This is a genomic window from Enterobacter sp. JMULE2, from assembly GCF_013337145.1.
Lineage (GTDB): Bacteria > Pseudomonadota > Gammaproteobacteria > Enterobacterales > Enterobacteriaceae > Enterobacter > Enterobacter mori.
In genome coordinates this window covers 201,811-227,287 of record NZ_SGWD01000015.1, presented here as the reverse complement: position 1 = coordinate 227,287, position 25,477 = coordinate 201,811, and the positions used below count along the sequence as shown (strand labels likewise).

Here is a 25,477-nt window from a genome sequence, read left to right as displayed (position 1 = left end):
ATGAAAGGGATGATAATTATCGTACCAGCTTTGCTACTCTCTGTGGTTTATGCTTCCTATCTTTATTTTTTTAGAATTGGGGAGATACATCAAATTTATCAAAATGTGGAGTACTGGCTGGTCAGTAAGCAAAACTGTAAATCCACTGTGGTTTTAGTTAACAATGCACCAATTAGTGATTACGGCAAGAAAAAGTTATGGCTAGAAAATGAAAAACTGCTAATGAGTAAATGGAACCCTCTCGAAAGTGAATGTGATAGCATACATTTCATGAAAAACAAAACAGAAAGGGCAACTTTTCCAGACGAAAATAATTATTGGGTTGGGGATGAACAATACTGTTTAAACGGGACGTTGGGAAGTGATAAATGTATATCAAAAGATGAATTGTTATTCTCAGTTCAATTAAGAACATTGACATCAAAGGATAAGGTCATTAGCGAGTATAAAGGCAAGCCAGTTTATCTTTATCTTATCGATAACTAGTTTTAATCAAACAAAGGGCACTGAAACTTCGGCGCCCTATATACTGTTATAATCACACTACTTCTCTAATGCTTCATATATGCAACCATAATCAAAAAGCCAGATCACTGGTAAGCGATGAGATGGTCTTCCCCTCCTTCACGGCTGCCCCCATTTACGCCATGATGGACAAACTTTAATCAGAGAAAAGTTAGAGGGATACCATGTCTGAAATGAAAATTACCGGCATCGATCTGGCTAAAACGAGCTTTTATCTCTTCAGTATCAATGCTTATGGAAAACCAGCAGGCAAGATAAAACTTTCTCGAAGCAACCTGCTCAACTGGCTGGTTCAGCAACCACCGATGACTCTTGCTATGGAAGCATGTGGAGCATCGCATCACTGGGCACGGGAGATACAAAAGCTTGGTCATAAAGCGATTTTGCTTCCGGCACAACATGTCAGAGCTTATCAGCGGCGCCAGAAAAATGATTATAACGATGCACAGGCCATTGCTGAGGCTTGCCAGCATGGAACCATCCGGCCTGTACCCATAAAAACACTTGATCAGCAGGATCTTCAGACATTTTTAAAAATGCGCCAGATGGTTTCGATGGAAAGGACACAACTGATAAATCATGTACGTGGACTTCTCGCCGAATATGGCATTGTGCTGAATAAAGGGGCAACAGAACTGCGGCGAACCCTGCCTGCGCTACTTGAAGATGCTGAAAATGAACTCACTGATACCATGAGGACACTCTTGCACCGGCAGTATACCAGGCTGGCCATGCTGGATGATGAACTGGAATGGTATAATTCCGAACAGAAAAAATACGTTCATCAGGACCCGGTGTGCAAACGGTTGTTGGCTATTCCAGGGTTCGGTCCCCTCGTCAGCCAGGCGATAAAAAGCTGGATGGGTGATGGCAAGCAATTTAAGCGTGGAAGAGACGCCTCAGCTGCCTTAGGGTTGGTTCCCAGGCAGTTCAGTACCGGCGGCAAGCAGGTGTTGCTGAACATATCAAAGTGCGGCAACCGGTATGTCAGATCCATGCTGGTACATGGAGCGAGAGCTGTCCTGTTCAGGGCTGGTGAAAAAACCGATCCACTCAGCGTATGGATTAATCGTATCAGGGAAAAACGTGGATTTAATCGGGCCGTTATTGCTCTGGCGAATAAACTGCTGCGGATTTCCTGGGTGATCATCGCCCGCAATGAATTATATTTACCAGTAGCAATGAAAAATCAGTAAGTTATTATTTGGTATAGTGCAATGAAAGCTAACCTGAAATTGCGAAGAATGCAGAAATGATGAAAAACAGGTCAAACCTGCATATCGAAAACCTGTCGGCTGTACGAGGCTATCAAAGCCGTGTAAGCGTGAAGGACGGTATGTGCGGATGATTCATCGAGGCCAGAAGTTATTCACTTCAAAAACAGGCCGGATATACGAAAGCAAACCTGTCACTATCATTATGACTGCCGTCTTGCAATACGGGGGAAGACCATATACGTACAGCGAGAACCGTATTGACGAACGAGGGCTATTCAGTTGGCAGGACGATGCGCCACGGCAGCAGTCGTTTTTCGTCACGAGGGAGTGACTCCGGGAACGGTTTGCGGGTGCGGGTCTGACGCAGCGGGCGCTGCACTGCCGGGTCATCCACCCGACCGGTCAGCGTATCGCTTTCTTTCTGAAGCGCCTTCAGGTCAGCTTCCATCTGTGCGATACGACGGGATACTTTTTCGGAACGGCTGCCGAAGTTCATCCGGCGGAGTTTATCCAGCTGCGCCTGCAGGTGGTCTATTTCGCGTTCACGATCGGCCAGTTTTTCCAGCAAGGCACGGTTCAGCGCTTCCTGTTCGGCCAGGCGCTGTTTCAGCAGAAGGATTTCATCAGAAGAAGTGTCGTTCATAAGCCCGTATTTTACCAGGCTTATTCAGCAACAACCAGGATAAAGAGATTTACAGCATGGTCAGGGATGTCAGCAGCCGTTTAGGTTGTCGCCAGTCGATACCTTCCATCAGCATCGCCAGCTGTGCCGGGGTCAGGAACACTTTGCCATCGCGGGCCGACGGCCAGGCGAAGCGGCCGCGCTCCAGTCGTTTGGTCAGCAGACACAGTCCGTCGCCAGTGGACCAGAGCAGTTTTACCTGGCTGCCGCTGCGTCCCCGGAAGATGAAGACGTGGCCGGACATCGGGTCATCTTTCAGCGTCGTCTGTATCTTTGCGGCGAGGCCGTTGAAGCCGTTGCGCATGTCGGTGATGCCGGCAACGAGCCAGATTTTGGTTCCTGAAGGTAACGGTATCATCGCTTCAGTTCCTGTATCAGCAGGGTCAGGAGTTTTTCGCTGACGGTGCCGTTGAGGCGAAGTGTTCCGTGCCGGAACGCTACCTCACAGCTGATACTGAGGGGCTCAGAAGCCTCTGCGTACTGTTCTGGCGGTACGGTGGTGGCATCAAGAGTCACAGGAAGTAGTTGAGGACTCTCAGTGGAAGGTAACAGCAGCTTTCCCTCACGCCACTGCTGGCGCCATTTAAATAACAAATTGGCATTGATGCCGTTTTCAAGTGCCAGTTTTGATATCGACACGCCGGGCTCACAGGAAGCTGCAACGAGCTGCTGCTTAAATTCGGGAGGATAATTAGGGCAGCCTTTACGCCTGCCGGAAGTCACATTTTTCTGCATATCTGACACTTTGGTTCCCATCACTATTTGGTGTACACCACTTTGTCGAATACATCAGATTATGACCAGACGGTACTGAGACGACGCTTACGATCACTGGTAGATGCATGTTAATGATCAAAGCCGCCTACGCCCGGCAGAAAGGCGTAAGCCGACAGACTGTGTATGACAGGATAGCCAGAGGTGAGCTTGTGCTGATAGGAGTAAAATTGACGCCAGCACTTCAGAACGAAAAGCAACATCTGCTGCATCGCATGCTGATGATGGCTCATATATAACAATAGTTACATCTTTCCTGACGTTGCTTTATGATATTTTAATCAAAAAAACTTCATATCAGAAACCTCCATGGCTGATTTTTTACAGATAAAGTTCCTTTGCAACACAATAATTATAAATATCACAGGAAATAGCAGGGAGAATAAAAGTATAACACAGATCATATCTCTCATACATTCTCCTTTTGTCGTTTTAAAATTTCATCACACATAAACCCTATAGACAAAAAATAAAAACACCCCCAGTCAATTGACTGGGGGGATTATGTTTTTAGGGCTCAGTTATTCAGGTTAAAGGTATAATTTCCGCTGTTTGTTTTTACCTCAACCTCTGACCACATGCATTTTGAAAATCGCTGTTCCTTTTCTATCCAGCTCCATCCCATACTGGAATAGGCTACCTGATAGCTTATCGGTAAATTAAAATCATACCGTTTGCCATATGATAACGTTACAGGTTTTACATTCCATGAATAGCAGTTACTGCGATCTATATTTAATCCAGTAATAGTCACACTATTTTCTAAGCTGTAGACATAGATATGTCTGGTTACTTTATGTTCTGCCGTGGTTTCCCATTTATAATCCTTTGGGATGTCCTGAATCTGAATTTTAACAGGTATGGGCTGAGAAGAATTAGGTTGCTGAGAGGGCTGGACATCACCTTGCAGTTCGGTTTCTGATGAAGCTGTAGCATCATTATTTAAATCGGGGATACCTTTCATTAATGTTGGATCGCCAAGATGATTTTCCCAAACATCACTACAATCCAGGCTTGAAACCCACTTGCCATCTTTATAAATCCCCACACTCCCGCTAACCTTACCTTCCTTATTTAAATAGCCCGCATTATAAGCATATTTCCCGTTTGGGATATTGAGTTCATAAAGTGTAAAACCTTCAGAGCTATTGCTTTCCCACTTCTTCGTCAGTTCGCGTGCTGATTTTTTTATGGTGATCTCAGGAATAACGCCTCCTTCACCGCTCGGATCTTGCTTGCCGTACATATAAGTGATGGTATCACCACTTCGAAGAATAACCACTTCCTTTGGTTCTTTCTGATTGTTGAAGAAGCAACCAAATAAAACATCATCGTCGTAAGGTGAAGCAAAAGCATAAAAGCTGGTCAACGCCAGCAGTAAGAATATTAATTCTTTCATAGATGATTTCTCTTTAAAATAAAATTGGATGTAACTGAAGAGCGGGAGCTATTACAGGGAGTTATTGCAACGCTCGTTATTTTTATAGACACGACATTCCGTATTGTTAATTTCTTTCTGAGCAAGTGTATTAGCCAGAGTGAAACGATCCCGATAAATATCATCACGGATAGCATCTATTGCTCGACCACGCCAGAAAATGCTGTGAGTCTTTCCATCAGAGAATGTATATTCGTATCTCATTGAGAGCAATGTCACTGGTTGCTCGTTTCCTGGAACAACACTCCATATGTAAATGTTTTTTACATCATTTATTTTAGTGTGGACAATCTTTTTCACTTGTTCAATCGATTGTTCAATTTTGGGGATTTGCAATCCTGCTATCCATGAAGGTGTACAGTCCCTGTCAGGGTACTGCTGCTTGCATTTCTGTGTGTAGACATCAGCACGATATTTCTCATTCTTCAGGCTTAATTCATTTGAATTAATATAATACTCCATATGCTGAGTCCAGACCTGCTCTGATTCATCACCTTTCATTGAACACGTATATATAACCGTTTGCCGTCCCTTATCATCAACACTGTCCTGCCAGTCTACAGATGTGCACCGTTGTCGATTGTCCAGCGCTGCCCCTAACGTTCTGGTTGAATCAATACTTTCATACACCTGGCTTTTAAGTATTTTTTGGTTGTCAGATTCACTGTGACAGGCGGAGAGAATAAGTAATGAAAAAATTAATGCTGTTTTGCGCATAGATAATTCCTGGATTTATAGTGTGGATGAATCCGTATTTAGATAGTATTTAATCTGAATACGGATGCGTTGATTAATTACCCGAAGAAGTAGTCCCAGACCTTTTTAGCTGATTCAACAACGAAATCTTTGCTTTTTCTGATAAGTGCTTTGGCACTTTCAGGTAAAGGCAGTACATCTATCGCCGTATCAACCAGTTCACCGATAACGTTGCCGAACCCGCCCTTGGCATCGGACTTTACGTCGTCGGTTTTAAGGTCGTCGTTCAGTTGCGAGGCTGCACCACTCTTTGCACGGTCGGGCAATGCACGGATCATTGTTTCTACCAATTCAACGAGGTTGTATTGCTTGTTCGCAGAAATGGGGATAACCGGATGTTGAGTGAAGCCAAATCTTTCTTTGACGTAATTCCCTTTCTTTTCAATCGTGACCAGCTGGGCAGCCGAAGGGCTTCTTTTGTCTTTATCCCATTGGTCAGAAGGTTCTATTTTATCAACCTGGTTTAGAACAAAGATGACTTTCTCTCGGCCACCGGCGGGGAGCAGAACACTTTTATAGAAATGCTCATCAGCCGAAAAAGCACGATCATCAGCTTTAATCACCCACAGAACGAGATCCAGGTCAGGTAGCAGTTTGCTATACAGTTTCTCATATTCTTCGTCACGCTCAGCGCTTTCACCAACACCAGGGATATCAACGATTTCCAGCGTGCGATTGCCAAACTGAATTTTCAGACGCTGTACTTCACGTGTACACGCTTCAACGTCACTGACTGCACAAACTTCCCCTTTGAAGATGGCGTTACACAGGCTTGATTTACCCGCTCCACTTTTCCCCATCACACCAATCTTCGGCTCGTAATCGATGGTTGCCATAATCTTCTCAAACAAAACCCTTCTGAGTTGTTCAGGGAAAATATCCAGCAAATTCTCGACTAGCTTATCCCGTTTGCTCGCAGTAGTTCGCTTACTGTCTGGTGGGTTTTTCAACATAGCACTCCTTTTTCAACGTGGTGGTGAACAATTATCGGCAGGCGTATGGGTTCTGATGCCATACGCTCTCCCGTAAGTCCTTGTGGAACCTTTGGTATGTGGTCACTGATCGTACTGTTTTTTGGTGATAGGTTTCGTGAAAGTTATCGATCTGTTCGATCGATAAAATCGATCATGAATCAATTTTACTTATCGTCATGAACTGGAAAGCTAATACTTGCTGAGGGACTGTTGGGCAGGTTTAAGGAAAGAACGTGGTTAGTGACAGGAATGGCCGTAGATGCGCCCATAGCGCGTTTTAAGGACAAAAAAAAGCCCAGGGTTGAGCCTGGGCAAAACTTCAGTTGTACAATGCTCCGAAAAGAGAATATCGGATTCTTTTTTAGCAATGTGGATTCTGCTAATTCAGATGCTTTTTCGCAAAATACGCATTGATGTCACTTCTAATCCATTTGTTCCGACCATTGCATTTTAGGGGGCGGGGAAACCCTTGAGGCAATGAATCACTGCAAATCTGTTTACGAAGAGTTTGAGGCTTTATATCGAGCAAGTAAGCAACTTCGTTTGAACTGATGTAGCGCTGGTTTTGTTCTTCTGATATTGCCTTTTGGCTCGCAGGCTCATTTCTGCATCCTGCTTGAATCGGATCTGGTGAGTTATGTTCACGCAGTAAGTCGGCATGGAGAGTTTCCACGCTAATATCAAATTGACTGGCTATTACAGCTATCAGCGTCCTACACAGAGCTACAGCAGGATTTTGTTCCGGGGAGATGGCTGGTTTCATTGTGCGCCCCCTGAGAAAGCAGGAGAAGCAAATTCAACGTGAATTGCAGGTGCATAGTTTATTACATGAGCAGGATGAAATAGGGTGGATGGTGCAGGTTCGGGGTCGCCACCATCATTCGATTTAGAAGATAGTGATTTTGTATTGGAGCTACTGCGATGCGAGCGGCCTGAGCGACGGTTAATAAAGTTGGTGATTTTTGGGATTTCTACCTTGCCAACCTTTGCAGTCAGGGATTTTCTCCACGCATCAAATTTCGCTACGAAATATTTGACTTTTGCAATAATCTTCTCGCTCGAGATTTTGAGAGTGGACATGTAACCATCAACAGCATTGTTATTCGCATGTTGCGAATTTTCAACGGTTTCAGGTTCTTCGTTACGTTTATCTTTGGAGCAGCACGTCCCATTTAGCTTGGACGCAGCGAGCTCTCCAGTTTTTTTAATAGATAATGTGATAAGCATATTACCTCCAGTTTTGCTCGAAATCAGGGTACGTAAAAAAGGGTTGGAGTCAATAGAAAAAAGCGTGATCCATCACCTGTGACAGAGACATCAACGCAAATCAACACTACTGCAGGCTAATTCCCGCCTGTTCTAATATCCAGGTCTCAATTTTCTCATGCCATTTTCTCAGCAGATCCAGTGGACGGCGGCGATAGTGTTTCTCAGCGAGAGCGCTGGGTTTATGTCCCATGATTTGCGCAACAATCCCTGTCGGCACCTCGACCCATTCGGCCAAGGTTCCGAAACTACGACGTAATCCATGTAGGCTTATGTGCGGTAACTCAGCCTTCGCTAAGGCTCGATTATGTGCTGAGCGCGGTTCAATAATTTTCCCACTTTTACTGTTGCTCGTGAAAACCCAATTCTCTTTATTTACTTGAGGATTATGGTTTTTCGTTAGTGTGTGCAACAAGCTAGAAACATAAGGAGTGAGAGGAATGACGCGTTCGCCTTCGATCTTGTCTTTAATCCGCATGCTCGACCATTTGAAATCTACGTCGGACCAGCGAAGTGACGCAATTTCTTCACGTCGCGCCCCAGTGAGTAAAAGAACTTGAAGGTAGGCTGATGCAACGGGATTATTGAGGCTGCGTATGGCACTAAACCAGCTTCTGAGTTGCTCTTTTTGTAAGCAATCATCGGCTTTGCTCGCTGACACGGGAACCATTTTTCTTACGTTGTAATCTTGTGCAAGGTCGACAGAAATAACTCCTTGATATTTTTTCTGATAATTACTCCATTTGATGAATGCACGTAGCAGGCGATAAGCATGAGCAGTCACGGTAGGTCTACTTAGTCTTTCTATGCTCAGCCACGCGGCTATGTGATCTGGTGTTAATTCCGATAGCGGTAGGTCAAGCAAACTGGCTATTGGTCCAGCCGAGGTTGGGCCTTGGCCTCTTTTTTTGTTTTCCCCTCCACGACTGGACAAGTTGATGTGATCGGCAATGTATCGGGTAGAATATGGGCGCTTAGTTTTTGCACTGATACCGGTTCTCAATTCTTGAAGATAGTCTTCCCAGGCGGCTGAAAAAGTCACTTTCGTTTTACGTGATTCAGCTTGCTGCGATTCTGCTTCTGCGATTTTCTCAGCTTTAGCAATACGTGGATCTATACCTGTATCAATCAAGGTTTGCAGGCGGCGAGCTTCTGCTCTGGCCTCGTCAATCCTCCAGTCGTTGATGTTGCCAATAGTCATGCGAAGCGTTTTGCCCGCATGTACGCTTTGGAACACATAAGCTTTTGTCCCACTAGTCGCTCGACATGCCAAGGTTGTTACGTCCGTATCCCAAAGGAAAACTTGGTTTTTCCCTTCAGGTAAAGTAAATCTTCGAATTCGTTCGAAGGTTAATTTTTGTCTTGAAAGCGCCATTATTAGAGTTCCAGTTTGAGATTACTGCCTCACAGTAATGTAACGGCTGGTGTAAGTAAATTGGGAGGATAAACATCAACACTTAACAATTTTAATCAACAGGTGTTTTGTTTTAATATAATGATTTGTAAGGGTAAAGGTGTTGTTTTGGATGGTTGTTCAAACAGTTGGAAATGCATAAACCTAGCATTCGTAATGCGAAGGTCGTAGGTTCGACTCCTATTATCGGCACTCACATAAAAAAACCTTAAAAAAATAGCTTAAGGCGATTATCTCTCTCGAGATACAATCTTTTTTTAAGGGATTCTATGACCAACAGTTGCCGCTATGGTTAACAGTGGCTATTCAGGGAAGTTAGCACGTAGCGGCCTGTAGTTGTAAAGCTAGAACAGGTACAAAGCGTGAGCAGTCTACACGAATCGCTATCAACTCGAAGCTGATGACGCTGCCAACGTCTCTAAATCCTCCCGAAACAGATTGATTACAAGCATTTAAGCCCGATGTGTGGCCTTGGTTGTCCGATCACGAAGTGATGACGCTTTGTGTCACCGAAGAACGGCCTTGTGGCTGCGTAAACAGGTGAATAGTGGGAACGACATGCAGGCTCTGCCAGCGCTTCGCTCACGCTCTGAAAGGTACACGAGCTTCCTGATAAGGTATGATCCCTCTGACAATCTGATGAAGTCGCTGCGCTCCGCTTGTTGCTTGTACCACTAACGGGGCTTTATGGCTTCAATTGTATTGCCTGAAATCTGATACATTGCACAAACATCATGTGGATTGCTTTAAAGTTCATCAGTATGATTGCTTGCACAATCAGCGATTGGGAAAACACTTCTGGAAGATAAGGGACGAGACGATATGAAAGTGACTGATGAGGCTTTGTTACGTTCAGGGTTTACGCAGCCCGAATTGCAGAAGATAAAAAGCAATATTGAAAAATATGGAGGAACGCTTGGAGAGGCTATAAATGACCTCGCCAGGCGATTTGTTACCTTGGCGGGAGTAGTGGCTGTGTGTGCCTTAATCCTACTGCTACTTATCGTCTTCAGCTCACCTGATAGAGCAGTTGCATGGGGGCTGGCGATGATCTTTGGGGTTGCCATTATGTCCTTCGCACAGCCGCCGGTAATTTCCTATAAATCCTGGCGTTACCGAAAAACTATCAAGGATTAACTGGTTCCATTTTCTGTTGTCAATAGATCGAAAATCACTTTTGCTTTAACACCATAACCGACAATCTTCATTGTTAGCTTAGGAGTGTTCATTGTACTGACTTTGCGATAGTAATCGTGTGGAAGCCAGCGGAATAATCTCCAGGCTCCAGTTTTTCGAGCGAGTCCTACAATGCTGTACACACTGGCACCAAGAGTAACACCATTATAGAGAGCCAAGCCTGTGTTAGGATTAAATCCCATGAACTGGGCCGTATGCATCGCGGAGTCAGCAATGATACCTTGCGAGGGTTTATGTCCTGCTGGCTGATCAAAGTTGAGCACTTCTTTCGTTAATCCGTTCATTCCATCGGCAATCAGGACTGCGCCAGCCAGCATACCAATCGGCCCCATAGTGGATAACATCATAAATCCACCAAAGAGAACCACGCCTGATAGCACCACATTTACAGCGGATATAACATAACCGACGATTTTATTATTTTCCTTAACAAACTCGACCTTCGCGTAAAGCTGTGCGGCTCTGGTTCTTAACAGGCGTTCTTGTTCTTGGAGATTATCTGTTTCGACACGCAGATTTTTGATGCATGCAATGCATTCTTCATCGGTTTTAGCCCGTCGTGCTGTTTCAAATTCTTTATCTACAACCTGTTTTATCTCTTCGACAAACTTGATACGTGTAAGACCATCTTGCAAATAGAATGCTGACAGCCGGTTTGCTGTTTCGACGAGTTTCCGGGCTTCAAGATTCACCATGGTATCTGACCATGTTCTGTTCCAGCCCCTGTTGAGCAGCGCAATATCCATTAAAGACTCCTTCCCAAAATGTGTCTGGTCATTTTACGTGCAATAAGGTCGAAGACAACAGGAAATACTTTCACAACCCGCCCCCGTGGGTGTCCCGTCTGTTTATCCTCCCGGTTTACATTCTCCTGCTGAAAATATCCCCGGCTCTGTTGGAGCACGGTCAGGTAACTAATTTTAGCTCACTGGTAACAGATTAATTGCAATTAAATCAGATGCGTAACACGTGTTGCCAGTGTTACACGTTCAGAACAAGAGGGAGGGAACCAAAATCCCTTCTTCTGGCAGGCAACAGAGGTTTAGCTATGCGAGTGATGAAAATTTACTGCCTGGAGTGTATGTCTGCGGCAACGGTGAGGAAAACAAACCGAAAGCAGCCCAAATTATCAGATGTGTACTGTTATTGCTCAAATGTAGAGTGTGGGCATACATTTGTGATGAACGTTTCTTTCTCACACACGATGAGTCCCAGCCCTTTACGTGGCCAGGGACGGATTAAAGAGCTAATGGATGCCTTGCCACCGGACGAGCGACAAAAAGCATTAGAACTCCTGTTGGCAGCCAAAGAGAGCCAGTGAACGGCTCGCCGGGAGTAACTAAAATTTACCCGACTTCGGTTCATTAAATTTCAGTTGCTTAAGCAAAAATGTTTATAAGAATCAGCAGCTTAATTTTAAAGTGTGTCGTCAGTTATCATGAAAAATCTCACTTAAAAATTTATATCTCTTTACTATCAATAAGTTAATTGAAGTCATTACTGTTTTGGAGTAAAGCTAAACTGAAAAAAGCTGAAATTCTTTTCATTCTTTTCAGTTCCCTGCTCGCTGTAAATCCCCAGTTGTGGCGCGGTCTGGCGCTATCATTTGTAAAAAATCCCAACTGAAAAATTTTTGCGATCTGAAAACCGCAGGCGGGTGCGGTGTAGTGCATTTTTGTCAAGTTAGAAAATTTTTACTTCTGCAAAAGTTGAGTTAAGTCATAGGTATATAAAATTACAGGTATTCAAAGATAAAACACTATGTGCTAACTTTTTATTGCTCACACAGCTCCTCTGAGGAAAAAATAATGAGATTAGAAAAAGTTTGCATTAAAGGATTTCGTGGGATTAAAGAAGAAATAACAGTTCCTATCAAAGAACTTAACGTCATAGTAGGTAAAAATGATGCGGGTAAATCAACGATTCTCAAGGCATTGGATCTCTTCATCAATAACAGAACCTTTTACCCGCAATTTTTGAATAACGAAACTGAGAAATATTGTGAAATCACTCTATGCTTTTTACCAAATGATGATGGTATTGTAATAGACGACACAGTTATAACTACTTTTCAAAAAGAGGGGTTCGTTAATCAAGATGGTTTGATTTTGTATAGAAAAACTTGGGATGGGACTAAAGTTGGTAAAATTTCCCCTGAAATATCTATACAAAGACGTAGTTATGGAGATAAAGATTTTTTTGGAATGACTGAAATCCAACTGATAAAGGCATGTACTGAAGCTGGTATCAAAACAGATAAAGGCATTGCAACTAAAAAAGATGTTGAAGCTTTTAGCAATACAGAAAAACGTGAAAAGTTATTGTCATATTATATTGAGATGAATTATGAATATCATTACATATTCGATAAGGTTCCAACTCAAGGACAAAATAGGATTAAAAAAGTCGAGGCAGAATTAAAGAAATTAATGCCTAGGTTTGAATATTTTGTAGCAGACTCATCGCTGGACGAAAGTGATACAAAAATACAAAATTATTTTAGGGATTTAGCACTTTCTACAATAAAAAATGAAATTGACACTTCTGAATCGGAAACACTTATACGCTTAGTACGCCAGGATAAGCTGGTGACAGAACAGAGGGTGAAAGTCCCTCCCGGGTAAGAGCCAGCCACTCGCCCGGTCCTTTAGCTATGCGCGGCAGCGGGTAACTTCTGACGTGAAGTGTTAGCGAAGGCATCCACAGGCCCGGTATTGAGCCACGAAATACAAGCTAATTGGAGGTGGTGATGTTGTTAAGCGAAGCAGAAACCAATAATGGACATGTCATCATGGCGAGACGTGTTCATACCTCCCGGGGTCGGAGACCCGGCGCATGTGGAGAAGTTCGTCAGACGGAACCTGGGAGATCCTGAACCAGCCCCGCAGTCGCGGGCCGCTGTACTAAAGCGTAAAGACAAGGTGCAACGGAGTTCAGGAAGTCGGACACGGGCATAGTACCGGAGAAATCAGTGAACAAAACATGTAACAGTGTGGCGGAATTGACGGAGGGAAGGCCCGTGACCAAGGGGAACAGCCAACAGCACGACCGTATCCGGACTCAGAGCCGGGGAAATACGACGTCACGTCTGCTGGCTGTGCGGGAAGCTGCACAAAGGGATAAACATCAACAGTTTACCAGTCTCTTCCACCACATAAGCGAAGCGCTGCTGATGCAGAGCTTCCATCAACTCAAACGTCAGTCTGCACCGGGCTGCGACGGAGTGACATGGGACAGCTATGCGCAGAACGCGCATGACAATCTCAGAGCACTCCACGGCAGACTTCAGCGGGGGCAGTACAGACCCCTGCCAGCAAGGCAGGTGTTCATCCCCAAAGAAGATGGGTCAGAAAGACCGCTGAGCATTGTGTGTCTGGAGGACAAAATCGTACAGCAGGCGATGGTGACGGTGCTGAACCAAATCTACGAGGCTGATTTTCTGGGGTTTTCCTATGGATTCAGACCGGGAAGAGGTCAGCATGACGCACTGGATGCCCTGCATTCGGCGATTATGACGCGAAAGGTAAACTGGGTGCTGGATCTGGACATCAGTAAGTTCTTCGATACCGTGGAACATGACTGGTTGCTCCGGTTTCTCCGGCACCGGATCGGGGACGAGCGCATACTGAGGCTGATCAAACAGTGGATCACGGTTGGAGTAAGGGATAAACACGGACACCGGCAGCGTTCGCGCGTCGGCGTCCCGCAGGGCGCGGTGTGCTCACCGATACTTGCTAACATTTACCTGCACTACAGCTTCGATCAGTGGATGAACAAAACCCGAAAGTATGCGCAGGGGGACGTGGTGATGGTCAGGTATGCTGACGACGCTGTGCTGGGATTCCAGAAGCACCGGGATGCCCGGGAGTGCTTGTCAGCTCTGAAACAGCGGCTGGGGAAATTTGGTCTGAAAGTCCATCCGGAGAAAACCCGACTGGTACGCTTTGGGCGTTTCGCCCTGAGCCACTACAGGGAAGAGCAGGGAAAGCCCGGAACGTTTGATTTTCTGGGATTTACCCACTACGTTGGACAAAACCGGGCAGGCAACACGGTGGTGATGCGCAAGACCAAACGTAGCCGTCGTCTGGCACAACTGAAGGCAATCAAACAGACACTTCGAAAGCGACTTCACGAGAAACCGGCCGCAACAGGCCGATGGTTAAGGCGAGTGGTTGAGGGGCACATCAATTATTACGGTGTCCCCTTCAACAGCAGAGCGCTGACCCGGTTCGTGGAGGAAGTGAAAAAGTTGTGGCTGAAGTCACTGAAACGGAGAAGTCAGAGGCACCGAATGACATGGAAACGCTTCAGAGAGTTGTGCAAACGCTGGATACCCGCCCCCAGAATTGTCCACCCGCACCCAATGCACCGCTTTCACGCCAGAACCCAAGGTAAGAGCCGGATGCGTTAGCAGCGCACGTCCGGATCCGCGCGGGGGGTAGCCGGTAACGGCTATTCCTACCGCAACCTCAAGAGAACTCATAGCTGGATAATCGCTTTCGCCGTGTCCTGACCCGATGGGAAAAGAAGACAGAAATTACGAGGCCATGTTGTATTTTCCTGTGGTCTTATCGTCTGGAACAAAATAAAATTGAGACAGGCTCTAACTCTGATTTATTCAACAAAGCCCCTGAGAGTCGGTACGGATTGCAATAATTGTCAGGTATCATAAATTCAGGTTTTGACTTAACAATGCAGAAAAACATCTTCGTTATACAATTCTTTAAAAAAAAGGAAATTAATCCAGGAATGAATTCAATTATTGATAAATATGAATGGCATGTGAAAAGACTTAATAACGTTCAGAAAGCATCTGATGAAGATGTTCTTGTGTTACTTGAACTGGTCGAGAGGCTTCGTTCAGAAATTACATATTTAGATAATGCCGATTTCAGAAGCGATGTGAATGAATGGTTTAACATATTGAATCAGTATCATATTCACGAAAGTCATGAGCTTCGGGGAGCATTATTCTGGGGGATTTTACATCTCTTTCGTGAGCTTAAAAGAAAAGAGTATTTTAGTAACCTCATAATTGATTTACATCACAAAACTGAGTAGGCGGGAGAAAATAATATTTATTAAAGTTGTGTGAGGGAGGCTAAATAAAAGCCTCCTGATAATATCTAATTAAATTATCTAAACGGTATTTTTTCTCATGTAATCTTTACAGTGTAATGCATAATTGATAGTGTAAAGTTTAAGCATGGTTTTTTTATTGTTAGATTTAAGTGTAAATCACTATGTGTTTTTTAGCCTTGAACGGGAGTGGCGTATTTGTCTTTCATTTTTATCCAGAAGTTATCCCATGCATCAAGATAAGTCATGGCGAGCGTTTCAATGCGTTTATAATCATCCTCTGTAATTGCTGATGCTAAAATTGCCCAACAATCATCTTCATGATCGTCATCATGTGCATTTGTCTCTCCCAGAGCTTCGGTTCCATGCACCTGATAATATCCTTGCGATACATCTACACCTTTTTTAATCGTATTTACTTTGAGGGCATTTGAAAAAAGAATAACCTGAATCTCACCGACGGCGAGCAGTGTTATGATTTCTTCAAATTTTTCAAATGATGATAAAAGTAATTCTTTGGCTTTCTGAGCTTCCGGGCTGGGAATGAATTTATTGTATTCAGAAGGGTTAACTCCTATTTTTTTCATTACCTCTTCAAATAAAGGGTAATGAGCATACTTAGGATTGCCTGTATAATATTTTAAATCATTGCATGTTGGTGTAAAGCCAAACTCATCCAGACAATTCAGATTTAGCAGAAAACGTGGTACAAGCTTACCCCCAGGAGGACATAAACCTTTATCTTCCAGCTGATAAGACCTGAATTGTGCTGCGCATAGCGCATCCGTGAATGGCTGAACAATTGCATATCGATATTCCAGATGTATTTTTTTAATACCTTCCAGGTCAACCCCCCTCTTAACATAAAACTTCTCGTGGGGTTTTTGGACAGACTATGAACGCTTATTTTCTTCCTTAGTTTTAAGATGAACTCAGTATTTTTAGAAAATCGCTCATGCCCTGTCATCTCTTGTAGCATTTTTCTTGCGGACTCTCTCGGCATAGCTGTTTGCTCTGTATCCCACATTGTTTACACTCTCCTTACATTTAAGTTAACTGAATATATAGTTATATGTGGCGTCGAAGTATCTTTTGGTTGACAAAACCAGTAATCAGCATGATGGTTATTTAATCTATATTAGTATAACCCTTTATCCTGTTGATTTCGATACTAAAACAGTCGTGTTTGCTTAATAAGTTTGATAGATGTGATAAACTTCAGCCAGCCGCGTAAATCCCGTTATCAATACATCATCATTCACAATAGCATTTTTATACACTTGGGCGTAGCCATTAATAACCGCTCTTCCCCAGATTTTCGCATTGTCATAGAGCATTGCATGCCCACTTATCTGCGCATGATCATATATTCTGACATGACCGAAAACCTTAGCATGATCTTTTACCTTAACATTTCCTGATAATTGTGCATTGTCTCCTATGAAAGCATTGCCTGATACATTTACATGATCAGAAACCTGAAGGCATGGTCCGGTATATCTTCCGAAGATCAGCGCATTATCGGATATTATTGCGTTGCCGGATACTTCAGCACAGCCATGAACTCTTGCATTATCACAAACACGTGCATTTCCAAATACTTTCGCGTCATGCCAGATCCAACATGCCCCGTTCTGGCTTAGATTTTCTGACGTTTCAACAAAACCACCGTACGTACCTGCTGTTAATGACCCAATATTTTGTAGAGCCCGGATACGTCTCAGCAGCCTGCCGTCAGGCAGTTCGTGGGTTTGCTCTGACAGCTCAAACTTCTCCACTTCAGATTATGCCTCTAATAAGCCAATATTTAACTGAGTTACTATAAACCAATCAATCCTGTTGCTCATCTGATCCAATCCTGTGTTCTAAGTAGGCTTGCTTCAGTTGTTTCATCATATCGTGTGGAAGATTAATCGACTCAATCGCTTCATCAACAGACAATCCTAAATGATTAGTTAACATATCTATCGCAATATAGTAGTTATGCATAAGAGCCTCTTTATTATCAGGATGAAAAGTTAAATGCTTTTTGTTAAATAAACTATATTTTCAATATTTCGAAAAAATAAAGTTCTGCAAAAACAACTATGGAGAAGAAAAAAATCTTCCAGATTACATGTAGGCGGTGCGTATCTGTGCGGTTACACTTGATGCAGACATTTCTGATATGATGATAATGCGCGTTACAATGATAACAAAACTTTTTTTATTCATGATGTCGGTTTAATCCTGGAAGTTTTATTTTTCAGCGCTGTATTTTTCTGAGTATACTCTGGAAAGATAATTAAGCTCTCAGCATTTAATTTCGATAAATGTTTTATGAACCTTTCTCGCGGTACCCGGAGGAAGGCGTAATCGCTTAATGGCTTCGTCAGGTTTTAATTTCAAATCATTGACAAGGATGTTAATAGCTAAATAGCTGCGCCGAATAGTAGATCACTTAAAGGGAACTCAGCCCGAATTGTGCGATCTGATCAATCGCCAAATCAAAACAAATCACCAACCGGACTGAGCGATGCCGATCATAGCACCAATACCCCGCGACGAACGCCGCCTGATGCAAAAAGCTATCCATAAAACACGCGATAAAAATTATGCCCGCAGACTCACCGCTATGCTGATGCTGCACCGGGGTAACAGTGTTAGTTGCGTTGCCAGAACGCTCTGTTGCGCCCGTTCATCTGTTGGGCGCTGGATTAACTGGTTCACGTTATCGGGTGTGGAAGGCCTCAAATCCTTACCGGCAGGACGCTCCCGACGCTGGCCTTTTGAGCATATTTGCACCTTGTTACGTGAACTGATAAAGCACTCTCCCGGCGATTTTGGTTATCAACGTTCACGCTGGAGCACCGAATTACTGACAATAAAAATCAATGAGATAACCGGGTGTCAGTTGCATGCAGGCACTGTGCGTCGCTGGTTGCCCTCTGCCGGACTGGTATGGCGCAGGGCTGCGCCAACGTTGCGTATCCGCGATCCGCATAAGGACGAAAAGATGGCGGCAATCCATAAAGCACTGGACGAATGCAGCGCAGAACACCCGGTCTTTTATGAGGATGAAGTGGATATCCACCTTAATCCCAAAATCGGTGCAGACTGGCAGTTGCGTGGACAACAGAAACGCGTGATAACGCCGGGGCAGAATGAAAAATACTATCTGGCCGGAGCGCTGCACAGCGGCACGGGCAAAGTCAGCTATGTGGGTGGAAACAGCAAGAGTTCGGCACTCTTCATCAGCCTGCTGAAGCACCTGAAAGGCACATATCGACGGGCAAAAACCATCACGCTCATCGTGGATAACTACATTATCCATAAAAGCCATGAAACACAGCGGTGGCTGAAAGGGAACCCGAAGTTCAGAGTGATTTATCAGCCAGTTTACTCACCGTGGGTAAACCATGTTGAGCGGTTATGGCAGGCGCTGCATGACACGATAACGCGTAATCATCAGTGCCGTTCAATGTGGCAGCTACTGAAAAAGGTTCGTCATTTTATGGAAACCGTCAGTCCCTTCCCGGGAGGACAGCATGGACTGGAAAAAGTGTAGCGGTATTAGGCGCAGCTATTTAGCAGGTAATAATGCATTTTTAAAACCTAAGGTAAATCGGCTGAGAACATTATATTTATTTTTTGGGCGTATCAATTCTTAAGGGAATGAACTGCCTCTAAAGTGGAATGAAATGCACGCAAGAATAATTATTTTGTTATTTGTGTATTTTATTGTGCGATTAAATGACTTGACTTTTATCTTGGCTTTGAATTGTTGGTGATGGGAGGTGCAGTGGCTTAAGAGCCATGCACAAGGGGGAGTGCTTTCAGCAATCCGGCATTGCATGTAAAAATATTCCGGAAAACATCCCTTTCTACTCTTCCGTCTTGAATGAATCCAGCCAGCATCAGTAATCTTCATTTGTAGTTATGTACGTGCTAGCACATCCCTCTCCGAGGGAATACCGGTGCAGGAGACACTGTTAAATTAAGTTACAAGAACTTTCCGGAAATAGCGGCTCAGATTAATATATCAAAAAGTTACTTATTTTATATCACTGAATTCCTTTTAAATAAACCTGTATGCATATACAGTTAGCGGGCGTGAGAGTATTTGTTTTTTCTCAGCTTAATTTAAAAATAAGGAGATTGTTTTATGAAAAAAGTGACGCCTTTGCACGGATATGCATATGAACCTGCCAGCCGTGCTGTTCATGCAATGAATTTCTGGCCCCAGGATTTTATGGAGTGGGACGCGGCTGAGCTCGAAGGCGGTAAAAACTTTCCTGATACTTTAGCAGGACCTGCACACTACTGCACATCAGATGCACCCAGTAATACTCCTCCTGCGGATGGTTTGATTTTAAGTGGGGGAAAAGGAGATGATCGTATCAGACTCAATTATACTGATGCTCAGCTAATAGAGCAGGGGCTTGCTCCATGGCCAAGACTGGAGGTAACGCCATCACAGACAATTGAAGTTAACTGGAAATATTCTGCAACCCATAAAACGCGCGGATACATCGCGTTCATTACGAAGGATGGCTGGGATCCTTCAAAGCAAGTGACACGTGAACAACTTGAAACAAAACCCTTTTATGAAAATATTTCAGGTGATGAACCATACTGGAATTATCCGCTTGAGCCGGTTGAGGTTCATGCATTACCACTCCCAGCGAATAAAAGAGGGTATCATGTAGTTGTTTTAATGTGGGTTGTGGCTGACACAGGTAACGCATTCTATCAAACTTATGATCTCCTGTTCCCGCAGTAAGGGTCTGGACACTCTTTAATTATACTCCGGGAGTATAAAAAAATGGGTAGCGCATCCAATTAGTAGAACATGTGTTTTTCGATAAACGCTCCGATCACTTTTTCGTGGATCTCAACTGAGCGTGAGAAGCAGATTGTTTTACGAGCCAATCGCTTAATGCGGGTGCGGAGCGTCAGGTTATTACGCTCAATGCGTTGGGTGAATATTTTGCCGGTCAGATGCTTATCCTTCGGCACCTCCCGGCCATAGCTGCCCCAGTCGTCGCTGGTGATCATGCCGATGTTGAATGGTGTAAGCAGTGCCAGTAGCTCCCGGCAAGTTTCATCGGTTCGAGGACCGAAAGTGTAGGCCAGTACACCGCCTGTTTTGGTGTTGTACGCGTACCAGAGCCAGTGCTGCCGGGCTTTACTGCCAACGAAGCTCCATTGCTCATCAAGTTCGCAGATAAGCGCCACATCAGCATGGGCAACAGGCGAAGACGTTATTCGCTTTGGCGCGAGTTTTTTAAAGTCCGGATGACGGTGTTAATGCCAATTTTCAGTGTTCTGGCGGTATCGCGAACCCCGGCACCATTGAAGGCCATTTCAGTGATCTGCTCTTTAATACCCGGCTTACGCGCTTCATAAGCATAAGTGAGCTGAAACACACGGTGGCAGTCACGGCAGCGAAATCTGTCATGGCCTTTAGGGTTCTGACCATGGCGGTAGACCTGTGCAGACTGACAACGGGGACAATGAACGTTAACGCTGGCCATGAGATAACCTCAAAAGCCCGTATTATACATCAGATTCAACTAATTAGATGCATCACCAAAAAATGGGCCCTTAGTTAGGGCCCATTTTTATTTAAAAATTTTAACGTCCGTAAAAGCTACAACATCCGTAAAAGAACTTTTCTTTTGTTAATTATATGATGTTTTATAACTGCAAGCACATGAAGTAAAAGCATAGTGCCCAGAGCCATACAACTGTAACGATGCACATTAAAGAAAAACACATTAACTGTAGGGTTGTTGATGATTGCTGGAATATGGAAAACCCCAAAGAAATAGAAAGGTCCTTTCATCATCAAAAAACCGCTGATTAATACAACAAAAATCACTTGGTAGAAAATATCGTGGATCATTGTTACTAATCTTTGGTTTTTATGATGATTTATAATTTCGAAAGGCCTGAAAAAACGCCACACATAACGCACAATCATTAAAAAAGTAATACATGTAGCTATAGACGCGTTCAAATTTGAAATAAGTCTGTGTGCCTGAACATCCTTTATCCAGTGCAATCCATATCCAGCCACCATGACCCATATTATTCCGGCTGCAACACCCCAGTGTAACGCCCGGCTAAGTCTGTCATAGCGATAACTATCAGAACTGTTTTCAGAGTAAGTCATTGAAACCTTCCTTGTCTAATTTTAGATTGCTGTATGATACCGTAAAAAAGCGATAAATGAATTATGAAGTGATGTTTTATTATTACTTTTTGGGAGTTGGATTGTTTGCATTTTATAATATCCTTCATTCAGAAGAGCCGTACGAGGTTCATACCTTAAAATAAAAGCCAGTTGTCCATCAATCAGACAGGAAAGTCACTCAGAATCTTCCCCGGAGTAATTATGGAATGTAATATGCTGCTATGGCATTCAGTTTAATACTTTTCAAAGTATCCTAAACTTTACTCTCCAAAGCAACTTTTGTCGTAAAATACACGATTTTTACTTGCCCGTAAACTGTGTAGAAAAGCGTATTTTTGTATATCACCTCATGGCATTTTGCATAATTAAACCGATTGTTTATTTTCAGGATGGGTAAAGATGCTGCCCCAGACTGGCCTGAATTCTGCTCGCCCTGTCAAGTTAACCTGTGATATATTATACTTCATATAACAGAGTGTCTTTTTTTTGGTTTTTTCACAAGCCCTGCTCTGGTATCACATTGAAAAATCATCCCCCAGAAGTTTGCTTATCAGTGCCGTGACAACGCTGATGCGATAGGGTAAATAAGCTTTTGGCCTGTAAACCATATATACAGAGCCGAAAGCTTCTGTATGTGAAGGCAGGCCTGGTTTGAGGTTCAGAGCGTTCATCTCATTTACGAGTATTTTTGGCGCCATGAAAAAATGATTGCTGGTTCTGGCAAGCTCCAGACCTGTCATATAGTTATCAACCACATAGTTTCCGTTTACGCTGAGTCTTATTTCCTTACTTTCATTTTTATCATACAGGCACCAGCAGTCGGGCTGTTCAGCCTTTTCGGTTAGCCTGATGCAGGGATAGCGTTCATAATCCCTTATATCCGAGACAGGATACCTCATGAGCGTCTCTGCCGTGCTGTAAACATCCAGAGCTGTTGCGGCAATTCGCTTTGCCACGAGAGGCTCATTCGTGGGGGCTGAATAAGTGAACGTGATGTCTGCATCCTCCCTGACGGTTATGCCGGTCGTTGCTGTTGTGTTATGCGTGGTCAAACGAAAACCGATTTCTGGCCTGGCCTCCCTGACCTTTGGTAAGATATGTCTCGCCAGATAGATGAGGATACCGGTGGGGGCGCAAATGTTCACACTGTCATTTAATGACTGCTTGTAGTTTTCTGCGAAAGACGACAGCTCCTCCATTACGTCGAGCGTTTTTTTAATGTGATGAATAAACTCGCTGCCAAACTGCGTCGTTCTGATTGGTCTCGTGTCTCTTTCGAATATCTTCAGCCCGATTCGTTCCTCAACAATAGTTATTGTTCTGCTCAGGTTGGCCTGGGCGATATTGAGGTTCTTTGCTGCCAGACCATAGCTTTTGTATTTGTTAACTTCGGAGACAGCGACAAGCTCACTTCTTTTGAAGCTATTTTTCATTATGGCTTCCCTTTTTAAACTATATCAACATACCGGCATTGAAATACGATGCACATCACATTCGTTTGCATACACAGCTCCTGAATACCTGAGAAGGTTTTACAGGTGCGTTGTTAATAAAATGTCTTCTGCACGCCAGTCAAAATAGAAAGTATGATAAATTATCGGTACTCACCTCCGCCCTGTGGTGCCTGTCCCGGAATAAAAGAATCATTACCGCCTCTCCTTGAGCGACTTTGCTCGCGCTGAAAATGTGCCTAACCGTCGCACAGATATTCACCAGCGGGTTGTCCATTCACATTTTCATTAATTATAAATAGCGGCCTGAAAAAATAAAAATAGTGCCGGACTTCAGGGCGAAACTGAGCCGGTATTCCTGCCCGGGGTACAGGTCGTATGCATTTCCGGACAGAGAATAATGTTTAAGCGAATAATCCTGTTACCCTGGTGTCATACTGCCTGTTACCATGAATGGCATCATCGACTTCCGGTATCGACCTGAAGATATCTCATCAGTCCTTCCTGAGCGCTTTGCCGCGCATGTTCATTCAGGGCAATAAGGTAGAAGCTTCTGGATACCCTGCCGGGAGCCATTTCTGCCGCAAGTACCTGGTATTCAAACTGCAGTCCTTTATCTCCGGTGGTGCAAAGCATCATCCATTTCCCTTCAGGGGTGCGCGAGGTCATGCACCGTGCCGGGCCGTAACTGCTCGTCAGGTATGATGCCGTCCGCACTTCGGCATCTGATACATAAACAGGTTTGCCTTCAGCCGTGAAGCCTGCGACGGTGGCTGTAACGACGGCCGTGAATATAAGCCCCAGAGCGGCTGTTGTTTTCTTATTCAAAGGAAAGTCTCTCCCTGTGACTCACATTAATATTTCAGCAAAACAGCGTGAAATCACCCTTCTGCTTTTACAGATTTTTCAAAAAGCATGCACGGCCCTGGTCACCAGCGAGGCTGTTCATGCGCTGACGCTTTCTGTGTTTTATTCAGTCTGGCGCAGCAGCAAATCAAAATCATTACCCTGAACGGATAACATCTTGCTTTGTGTGGTTAATGCGCACAGGAAGTTAATATAGGTGAATTCTGATTTTATTTTGTATCAGCAGATGCTGAATGTTAAATTTGTGAAAGGTATCATAAAAATCATGCGCTAAGCGTACATTTGCATTCCTTTCATGCGCCATCTGTCACCCCTGAGGCTAAACACAGGAGTAGTCCGGTTAAAAAAAAGAAAAAATCACGTCCCCGCCGTTTCCGGGCAGGGACATGTGATGATATTGCTGATATGAGGGTTAACGTTCTGGCGTGGTAAGAACCTTACTTTGCTGCTTCAGGTTGTCGATGTAATCTGCATACCACTGCATCATTTCCCGTCTGCCATCAAGGTACTGCGCATGGTTGTAGGTACCCCGCACCGCGTTCTTGTCCACATGTGCGAGCTGAAGCTCAATCCATGCCGAACTGAAATCATGGTCGTGGGTGAGGGTGCTGAACGCATGGCGAAATCCGTGGGCGGTAGTGAAGGCATGCCAGCCAGCCTGCTGAAGAAACTCGTTGATGCACTTCCGGCTGCGCGGCTGGTCACTGCGGCGCGCGCCCGGCAGAACGAAGTAGGACTGACGTGCAGCGGTACGTAATTTTATATCTGCCAGCAATGCCAGCGCCTGGCGTGAAAGGGGCACGATATGCGGCCGGCGCATTTTCATTCTCTCCTTCGGAATTTCCCACAGGGCACGGGTGAAATCAAATTCATCCCAGGTGGCCAGGCGAAGCTCCCCGGTGCGCACGGCCGTCAGCGCCAGAAGCCGCGTTGCCAGCGCCATCAGATTTTCTGAGGCTTCCATCTCGTGCATGCATTCTCCCAGCTGTTCCCCGGTCAGCGTCCGGTGGTGCTGGCGTTCCGGCGGAAGCAGCACGCTGCTGAGTGCCGAGGCCGGATTGACGGTGGCCCGGCCTGTTGCGATGGCGTAATCAAATACCTGAACACAGGTCTGACGGGTTTTGCGCAGGGCTTCCAGCTTGCCCTGCGTTTCAATAACCCGCAGGGCATTCAGTATCTCCAGGGGGCGGATGTCCGTCACCGGGCGCCCACCTATTGCAGGAAAAAGATGGTTTTCGATTCTTGCCCGCTGGTCTTCCAGATAGCGAGGTGTCCAGCGACGTGCCATATGCGTGAACCATTCTTCAGCAAGCGTGCGAAAGGTGCTGGCGACGCTTTCCCGGAACGCCTGCTTACGGGCCTGTTTTTCATATGAAGGGTCTTTCCCTCCGGCAAGGAGTCTGCGGGCCTCATCTCGCTGCTGACGGGCCTGAGCCAGGGTAACGGTCGGGTAGACACCAATGGTCAGTTTCTTTTCCTTGCCCGCAAAACGATACTTCAGATTCCAGTAACGGGCTCCGGATGTTTTGACAAGCAGGTAGAGTCCCTGACCGTCGGTAAGCTTGTAGTCCCTGTCGGCAGGTCTGGCCGACTCAATTTGTCGTACGGTAAGTGGCATGAAGATAACCTGAAAATAGCCCCTGAAATGGCCCCCAGATG

At 44.6% G+C, this 25,477-nt stretch carries 26 protein-coding genes and 2 pseudogenes; 10 read left to right on the top strand and 18 right to left on the bottom strand.

Annotated elements, in window-relative coordinates; all coding sequences use genetic code 11:
* Together EXW94_RS19120 and EXW94_RS19115 are read left to right on the top strand one after the other, a co-directional pair.
* Window positions 1-486, top strand: coding sequence for a DUF943 family protein (locus EXW94_RS19120; protein ID WP_174340755.1), 486 nt, complete (start codon window positions 1-3; stop codon window positions 484-486).
* 203 nt (window positions 487-689) lie between these two features.
* Window positions 690-1,721, top strand: coding sequence for an IS110 family transposase (locus EXW94_RS19115; RefSeq protein WP_174340754.1), 1,032 nt, complete (start codon window positions 690-692; stop codon window positions 1,719-1,721).
* A gap of 319 nt (window positions 1,722-2,040) precedes the next feature.
* On the opposite strand, the pseudogene EXW94_RS19110 reads toward EXW94_RS19115, so the two are convergent.
* The 9 genes and pseudogenes from EXW94_RS19110 to EXW94_RS19070 form a co-directional block, all read right to left on the bottom strand.
* Window positions 2,041-2,385, bottom strand: a pseudogene (locus EXW94_RS19110) (transposase); the annotation flags it as partial.
* A 49-nt stretch (window positions 2,386-2,434) separates the two neighbouring features.
* Complete coding sequence (tnpB, locus tag EXW94_RS19105; RefSeq protein WP_002952999.1) at window positions 2,435-2,782, bottom strand: IS66 family insertion sequence element accessory protein TnpB; 348 nt, start codon at window positions 2,780-2,782, stop codon at window positions 2,435-2,437.
* Window positions 2,779-3,159 carry a transposase gene (locus tag EXW94_RS19100; protein WP_069599059.1) on the bottom strand — a complete coding sequence of 127 codons (381 nt, stop codon included), beginning with the start codon at window positions 3,157-3,159 and terminating at the stop codon, window positions 2,779-2,781. The genes tnpB and EXW94_RS19100 overlap by 4 nt, the downstream gene beginning before the upstream one ends.
* Before the next feature lie 556 nt (window positions 3,160-3,715).
* The gene (locus EXW94_RS19095) at window positions 3,716-4,597 is read right to left on the bottom strand and encodes a hypothetical protein (protein WP_174340753.1); all 882 of its coding nucleotides are present in this window, start codon (window positions 4,595-4,597) and stop codon (window positions 3,716-3,718) included.
* 51 nt (window positions 4,598-4,648) lie between these two features.
* A complete protein-coding gene (locus EXW94_RS19090) occupies window positions 4,649-5,353 on the bottom strand; it encodes a hypothetical protein (RefSeq protein WP_174340752.1) in 705 nt (234 codons plus the stop codon).
* 77 nt (window positions 5,354-5,430) lie between these two features.
* Entirely contained in the window at window positions 5,431-6,345 is a 915-nt protein-coding gene (locus EXW94_RS19085) for a GTPase family protein (protein ID WP_174340751.1), read from the bottom strand.
* 400 nt (window positions 6,346-6,745) lie between these two features.
* Entirely contained in the window at window positions 6,746-7,129 is a 384-nt protein-coding gene (locus EXW94_RS28085) for an AlpA family transcriptional regulator (RefSeq protein ID WP_217436504.1), read from the bottom strand.
* Window positions 7,126-7,593, bottom strand: coding sequence for a hypothetical protein (locus tag EXW94_RS19075; protein ID WP_174340750.1), 468 nt, complete (start codon window positions 7,591-7,593; stop codon window positions 7,126-7,128). The genes EXW94_RS28085 and EXW94_RS19075 overlap by 4 nt, the downstream gene beginning before the upstream one ends.
* A 106-nt stretch (window positions 7,594-7,699) precedes the next feature.
* A pseudogene (locus tag EXW94_RS19070) lies at window positions 7,700-9,083 on the bottom strand (tyrosine-type recombinase/integrase).
* Window positions 9,084-9,868: 785 nt separating this feature from the next.
* On the opposite strand from EXW94_RS19070, the gene EXW94_RS19065 reads away from it, so the two are divergent.
* Window positions 9,869-10,183: a hypothetical protein gene (locus EXW94_RS19065; protein ID WP_003862882.1), complete on the top strand. Its 315-nt coding sequence runs from the start codon at window positions 9,869-9,871 to the stop codon at window positions 10,181-10,183.
* Here the strand turns inward: EXW94_RS19065 and EXW94_RS19060 are convergent.
* Window positions 10,180-10,989: a DUF4225 domain-containing protein gene (locus EXW94_RS19060; protein ID WP_174340748.1), complete on the bottom strand. Its 810-nt coding sequence runs from the start codon at window positions 10,987-10,989 to the stop codon at window positions 10,180-10,182. The two genes, EXW94_RS19065 and EXW94_RS19060, sit on opposite strands and share 4 nt — an antisense overlap.
* Window positions 10,990-11,291: 302 nt before the next feature.
* Here EXW94_RS19060 and EXW94_RS19055 point away from each other — a divergent pair, with 302 nt between their 5' ends.
* The 4 genes from EXW94_RS19055 (at window position 11,292) to EXW94_RS19040 (ending at window position 15,304) form a co-directional block, all read left to right on the top strand.
* Window positions 11,292-11,564: an ogr/Delta-like zinc finger family protein gene (locus tag EXW94_RS19055; RefSeq protein ID WP_120159512.1), complete on the top strand. Its 273-nt coding sequence runs from the start codon at window positions 11,292-11,294 to the stop codon at window positions 11,562-11,564.
* Between the two features lie 487 nt (window positions 11,565-12,051).
* Complete coding sequence (locus tag EXW94_RS19050) at window positions 12,052-12,867, top strand: AAA family ATPase (RefSeq protein ID WP_174340747.1); 816 nt, start codon at window positions 12,052-12,054, stop codon at window positions 12,865-12,867.
* 329 nt (window positions 12,868-13,196) lie between these two features.
* Entirely contained in the window at window positions 13,197-14,654 is a 1,458-nt protein-coding gene (gene ltrA / locus EXW94_RS19045; protein ID WP_174340817.1) for a group II intron reverse transcriptase/maturase, read from the top strand.
* 338 nt (window positions 14,655-14,992) lie between these two features.
* The gene (locus EXW94_RS19040; protein WP_174340746.1) at window positions 14,993-15,304 is read left to right on the top strand and encodes a hypothetical protein; all 312 of its coding nucleotides are present in this window, start codon (window positions 14,993-14,995) and stop codon (window positions 15,302-15,304) included.
* 191 nt (window positions 15,305-15,495) lie between these two features.
* Here EXW94_RS19040 and EXW94_RS28080 read toward each other — a convergent pair whose 3' ends face one another.
* The 3 genes from EXW94_RS28080 to EXW94_RS19025 all read right to left on the bottom strand — a co-directional run bounded on the left by EXW94_RS28080 (window position 15,496) and on the right by EXW94_RS19025 (window position 17,311).
* Entirely contained in the window at window positions 15,496-15,909 is a 414-nt protein-coding gene (locus EXW94_RS28080; protein ID WP_217436503.1) for a hypothetical protein, read from the bottom strand.
* Between the two features lie 603 nt (window positions 15,910-16,512).
* Complete coding sequence (locus EXW94_RS19030; protein WP_174340745.1) at window positions 16,513-17,100, bottom strand: hypothetical protein; 588 nt, start codon at window positions 17,098-17,100, stop codon at window positions 16,513-16,515.
* Between the two features lie 52 nt (window positions 17,101-17,152).
* Complete coding sequence (locus EXW94_RS19025) at window positions 17,153-17,311, bottom strand: hypothetical protein (RefSeq protein WP_174340744.1); 159 nt, start codon at window positions 17,309-17,311, stop codon at window positions 17,153-17,155.
* Between the two features lie 526 nt (window positions 17,312-17,837).
* On the opposite strand from EXW94_RS19025, the gene EXW94_RS19020 reads away from it, so the two are divergent.
* Together EXW94_RS19020 and EXW94_RS19015 are read left to right on the top strand one after the other, a co-directional pair.
* Window positions 17,838-18,869 carry an IS630 family transposase gene (locus tag EXW94_RS19020; RefSeq protein WP_174339222.1) on the top strand — a complete coding sequence of 344 codons (1,032 nt, stop codon included), beginning with the start codon at window positions 17,838-17,840 and terminating at the stop codon, window positions 18,867-18,869.
* Window positions 18,870-19,466: 597 nt separating this feature from the next.
* Complete coding sequence (locus tag EXW94_RS19015; RefSeq protein ID WP_174340743.1) at window positions 19,467-20,084, top strand: lytic polysaccharide monooxygenase auxiliary activity family 9 protein; 618 nt, start codon at window positions 19,467-19,469, stop codon at window positions 20,082-20,084.
* 59 nt (window positions 20,085-20,143) lie between these two features.
* On the opposite strand, the gene EXW94_RS19010 is transcribed toward EXW94_RS19015, so the two are convergent.
* The 4 genes from EXW94_RS19010 to EXW94_RS18995 form a co-directional block, all read right to left on the bottom strand.
* A protein-coding gene (locus tag EXW94_RS19010) for an IS1 family transposase (protein ID WP_174340542.1) occupies window positions 20,144-20,838 on the bottom strand; the annotation gives its coding sequence in 2 pieces (ribosomal slippage) (window positions 20,144-20,592 and window positions 20,592-20,838; 696 coding nt in all).
* A 116-nt stretch (window positions 20,839-20,954) separates the two neighbouring features.
* On the bottom strand, window positions 20,955-21,479 hold the full coding sequence (locus EXW94_RS19005; RefSeq protein ID WP_174340742.1) for a cytochrome b: 525 nt from the start codon (window positions 21,477-21,479) through the stop codon (window positions 20,955-20,957).
* Between the two features lie 536 nt (window positions 21,480-22,015).
* Window positions 22,016-22,933 (bottom strand): LysR family transcriptional regulator, encoded by a 918-nt coding sequence (locus EXW94_RS19000; protein WP_174340741.1) that lies wholly within the window; start codon window positions 22,931-22,933, stop codon window positions 22,016-22,018.
* Window positions 22,934-23,410: 477 nt separating this feature from the next.
* Entirely contained in the window at window positions 23,411-23,779 is a 369-nt protein-coding gene (locus tag EXW94_RS18995; protein ID WP_254797859.1) for a hypothetical protein, read from the bottom strand.
* Window positions 23,780-23,795: 16 nt separating this feature from the next.
* On the opposite strand from EXW94_RS18995, the gene EXW94_RS18990 reads away from it, so the two are divergent.
* Entirely contained in the window at window positions 23,796-23,963 is a 168-nt protein-coding gene (locus EXW94_RS18990; protein ID WP_174340740.1) for a hypothetical protein, read from the top strand.
* A gap of 267 nt (window positions 23,964-24,230) precedes the next feature.
* On the opposite strand, the gene EXW94_RS18985 is transcribed toward EXW94_RS18990, so the two are convergent.
* Window positions 24,231-25,436, bottom strand: a complete 1,206-nt coding sequence (locus EXW94_RS18985) for an integrase arm-type DNA-binding domain-containing protein (protein WP_174340739.1) — start codon at window positions 25,434-25,436, stop codon at window positions 24,231-24,233.
* Window positions 25,437-25,477 lie beyond the last annotated feature (41 nt).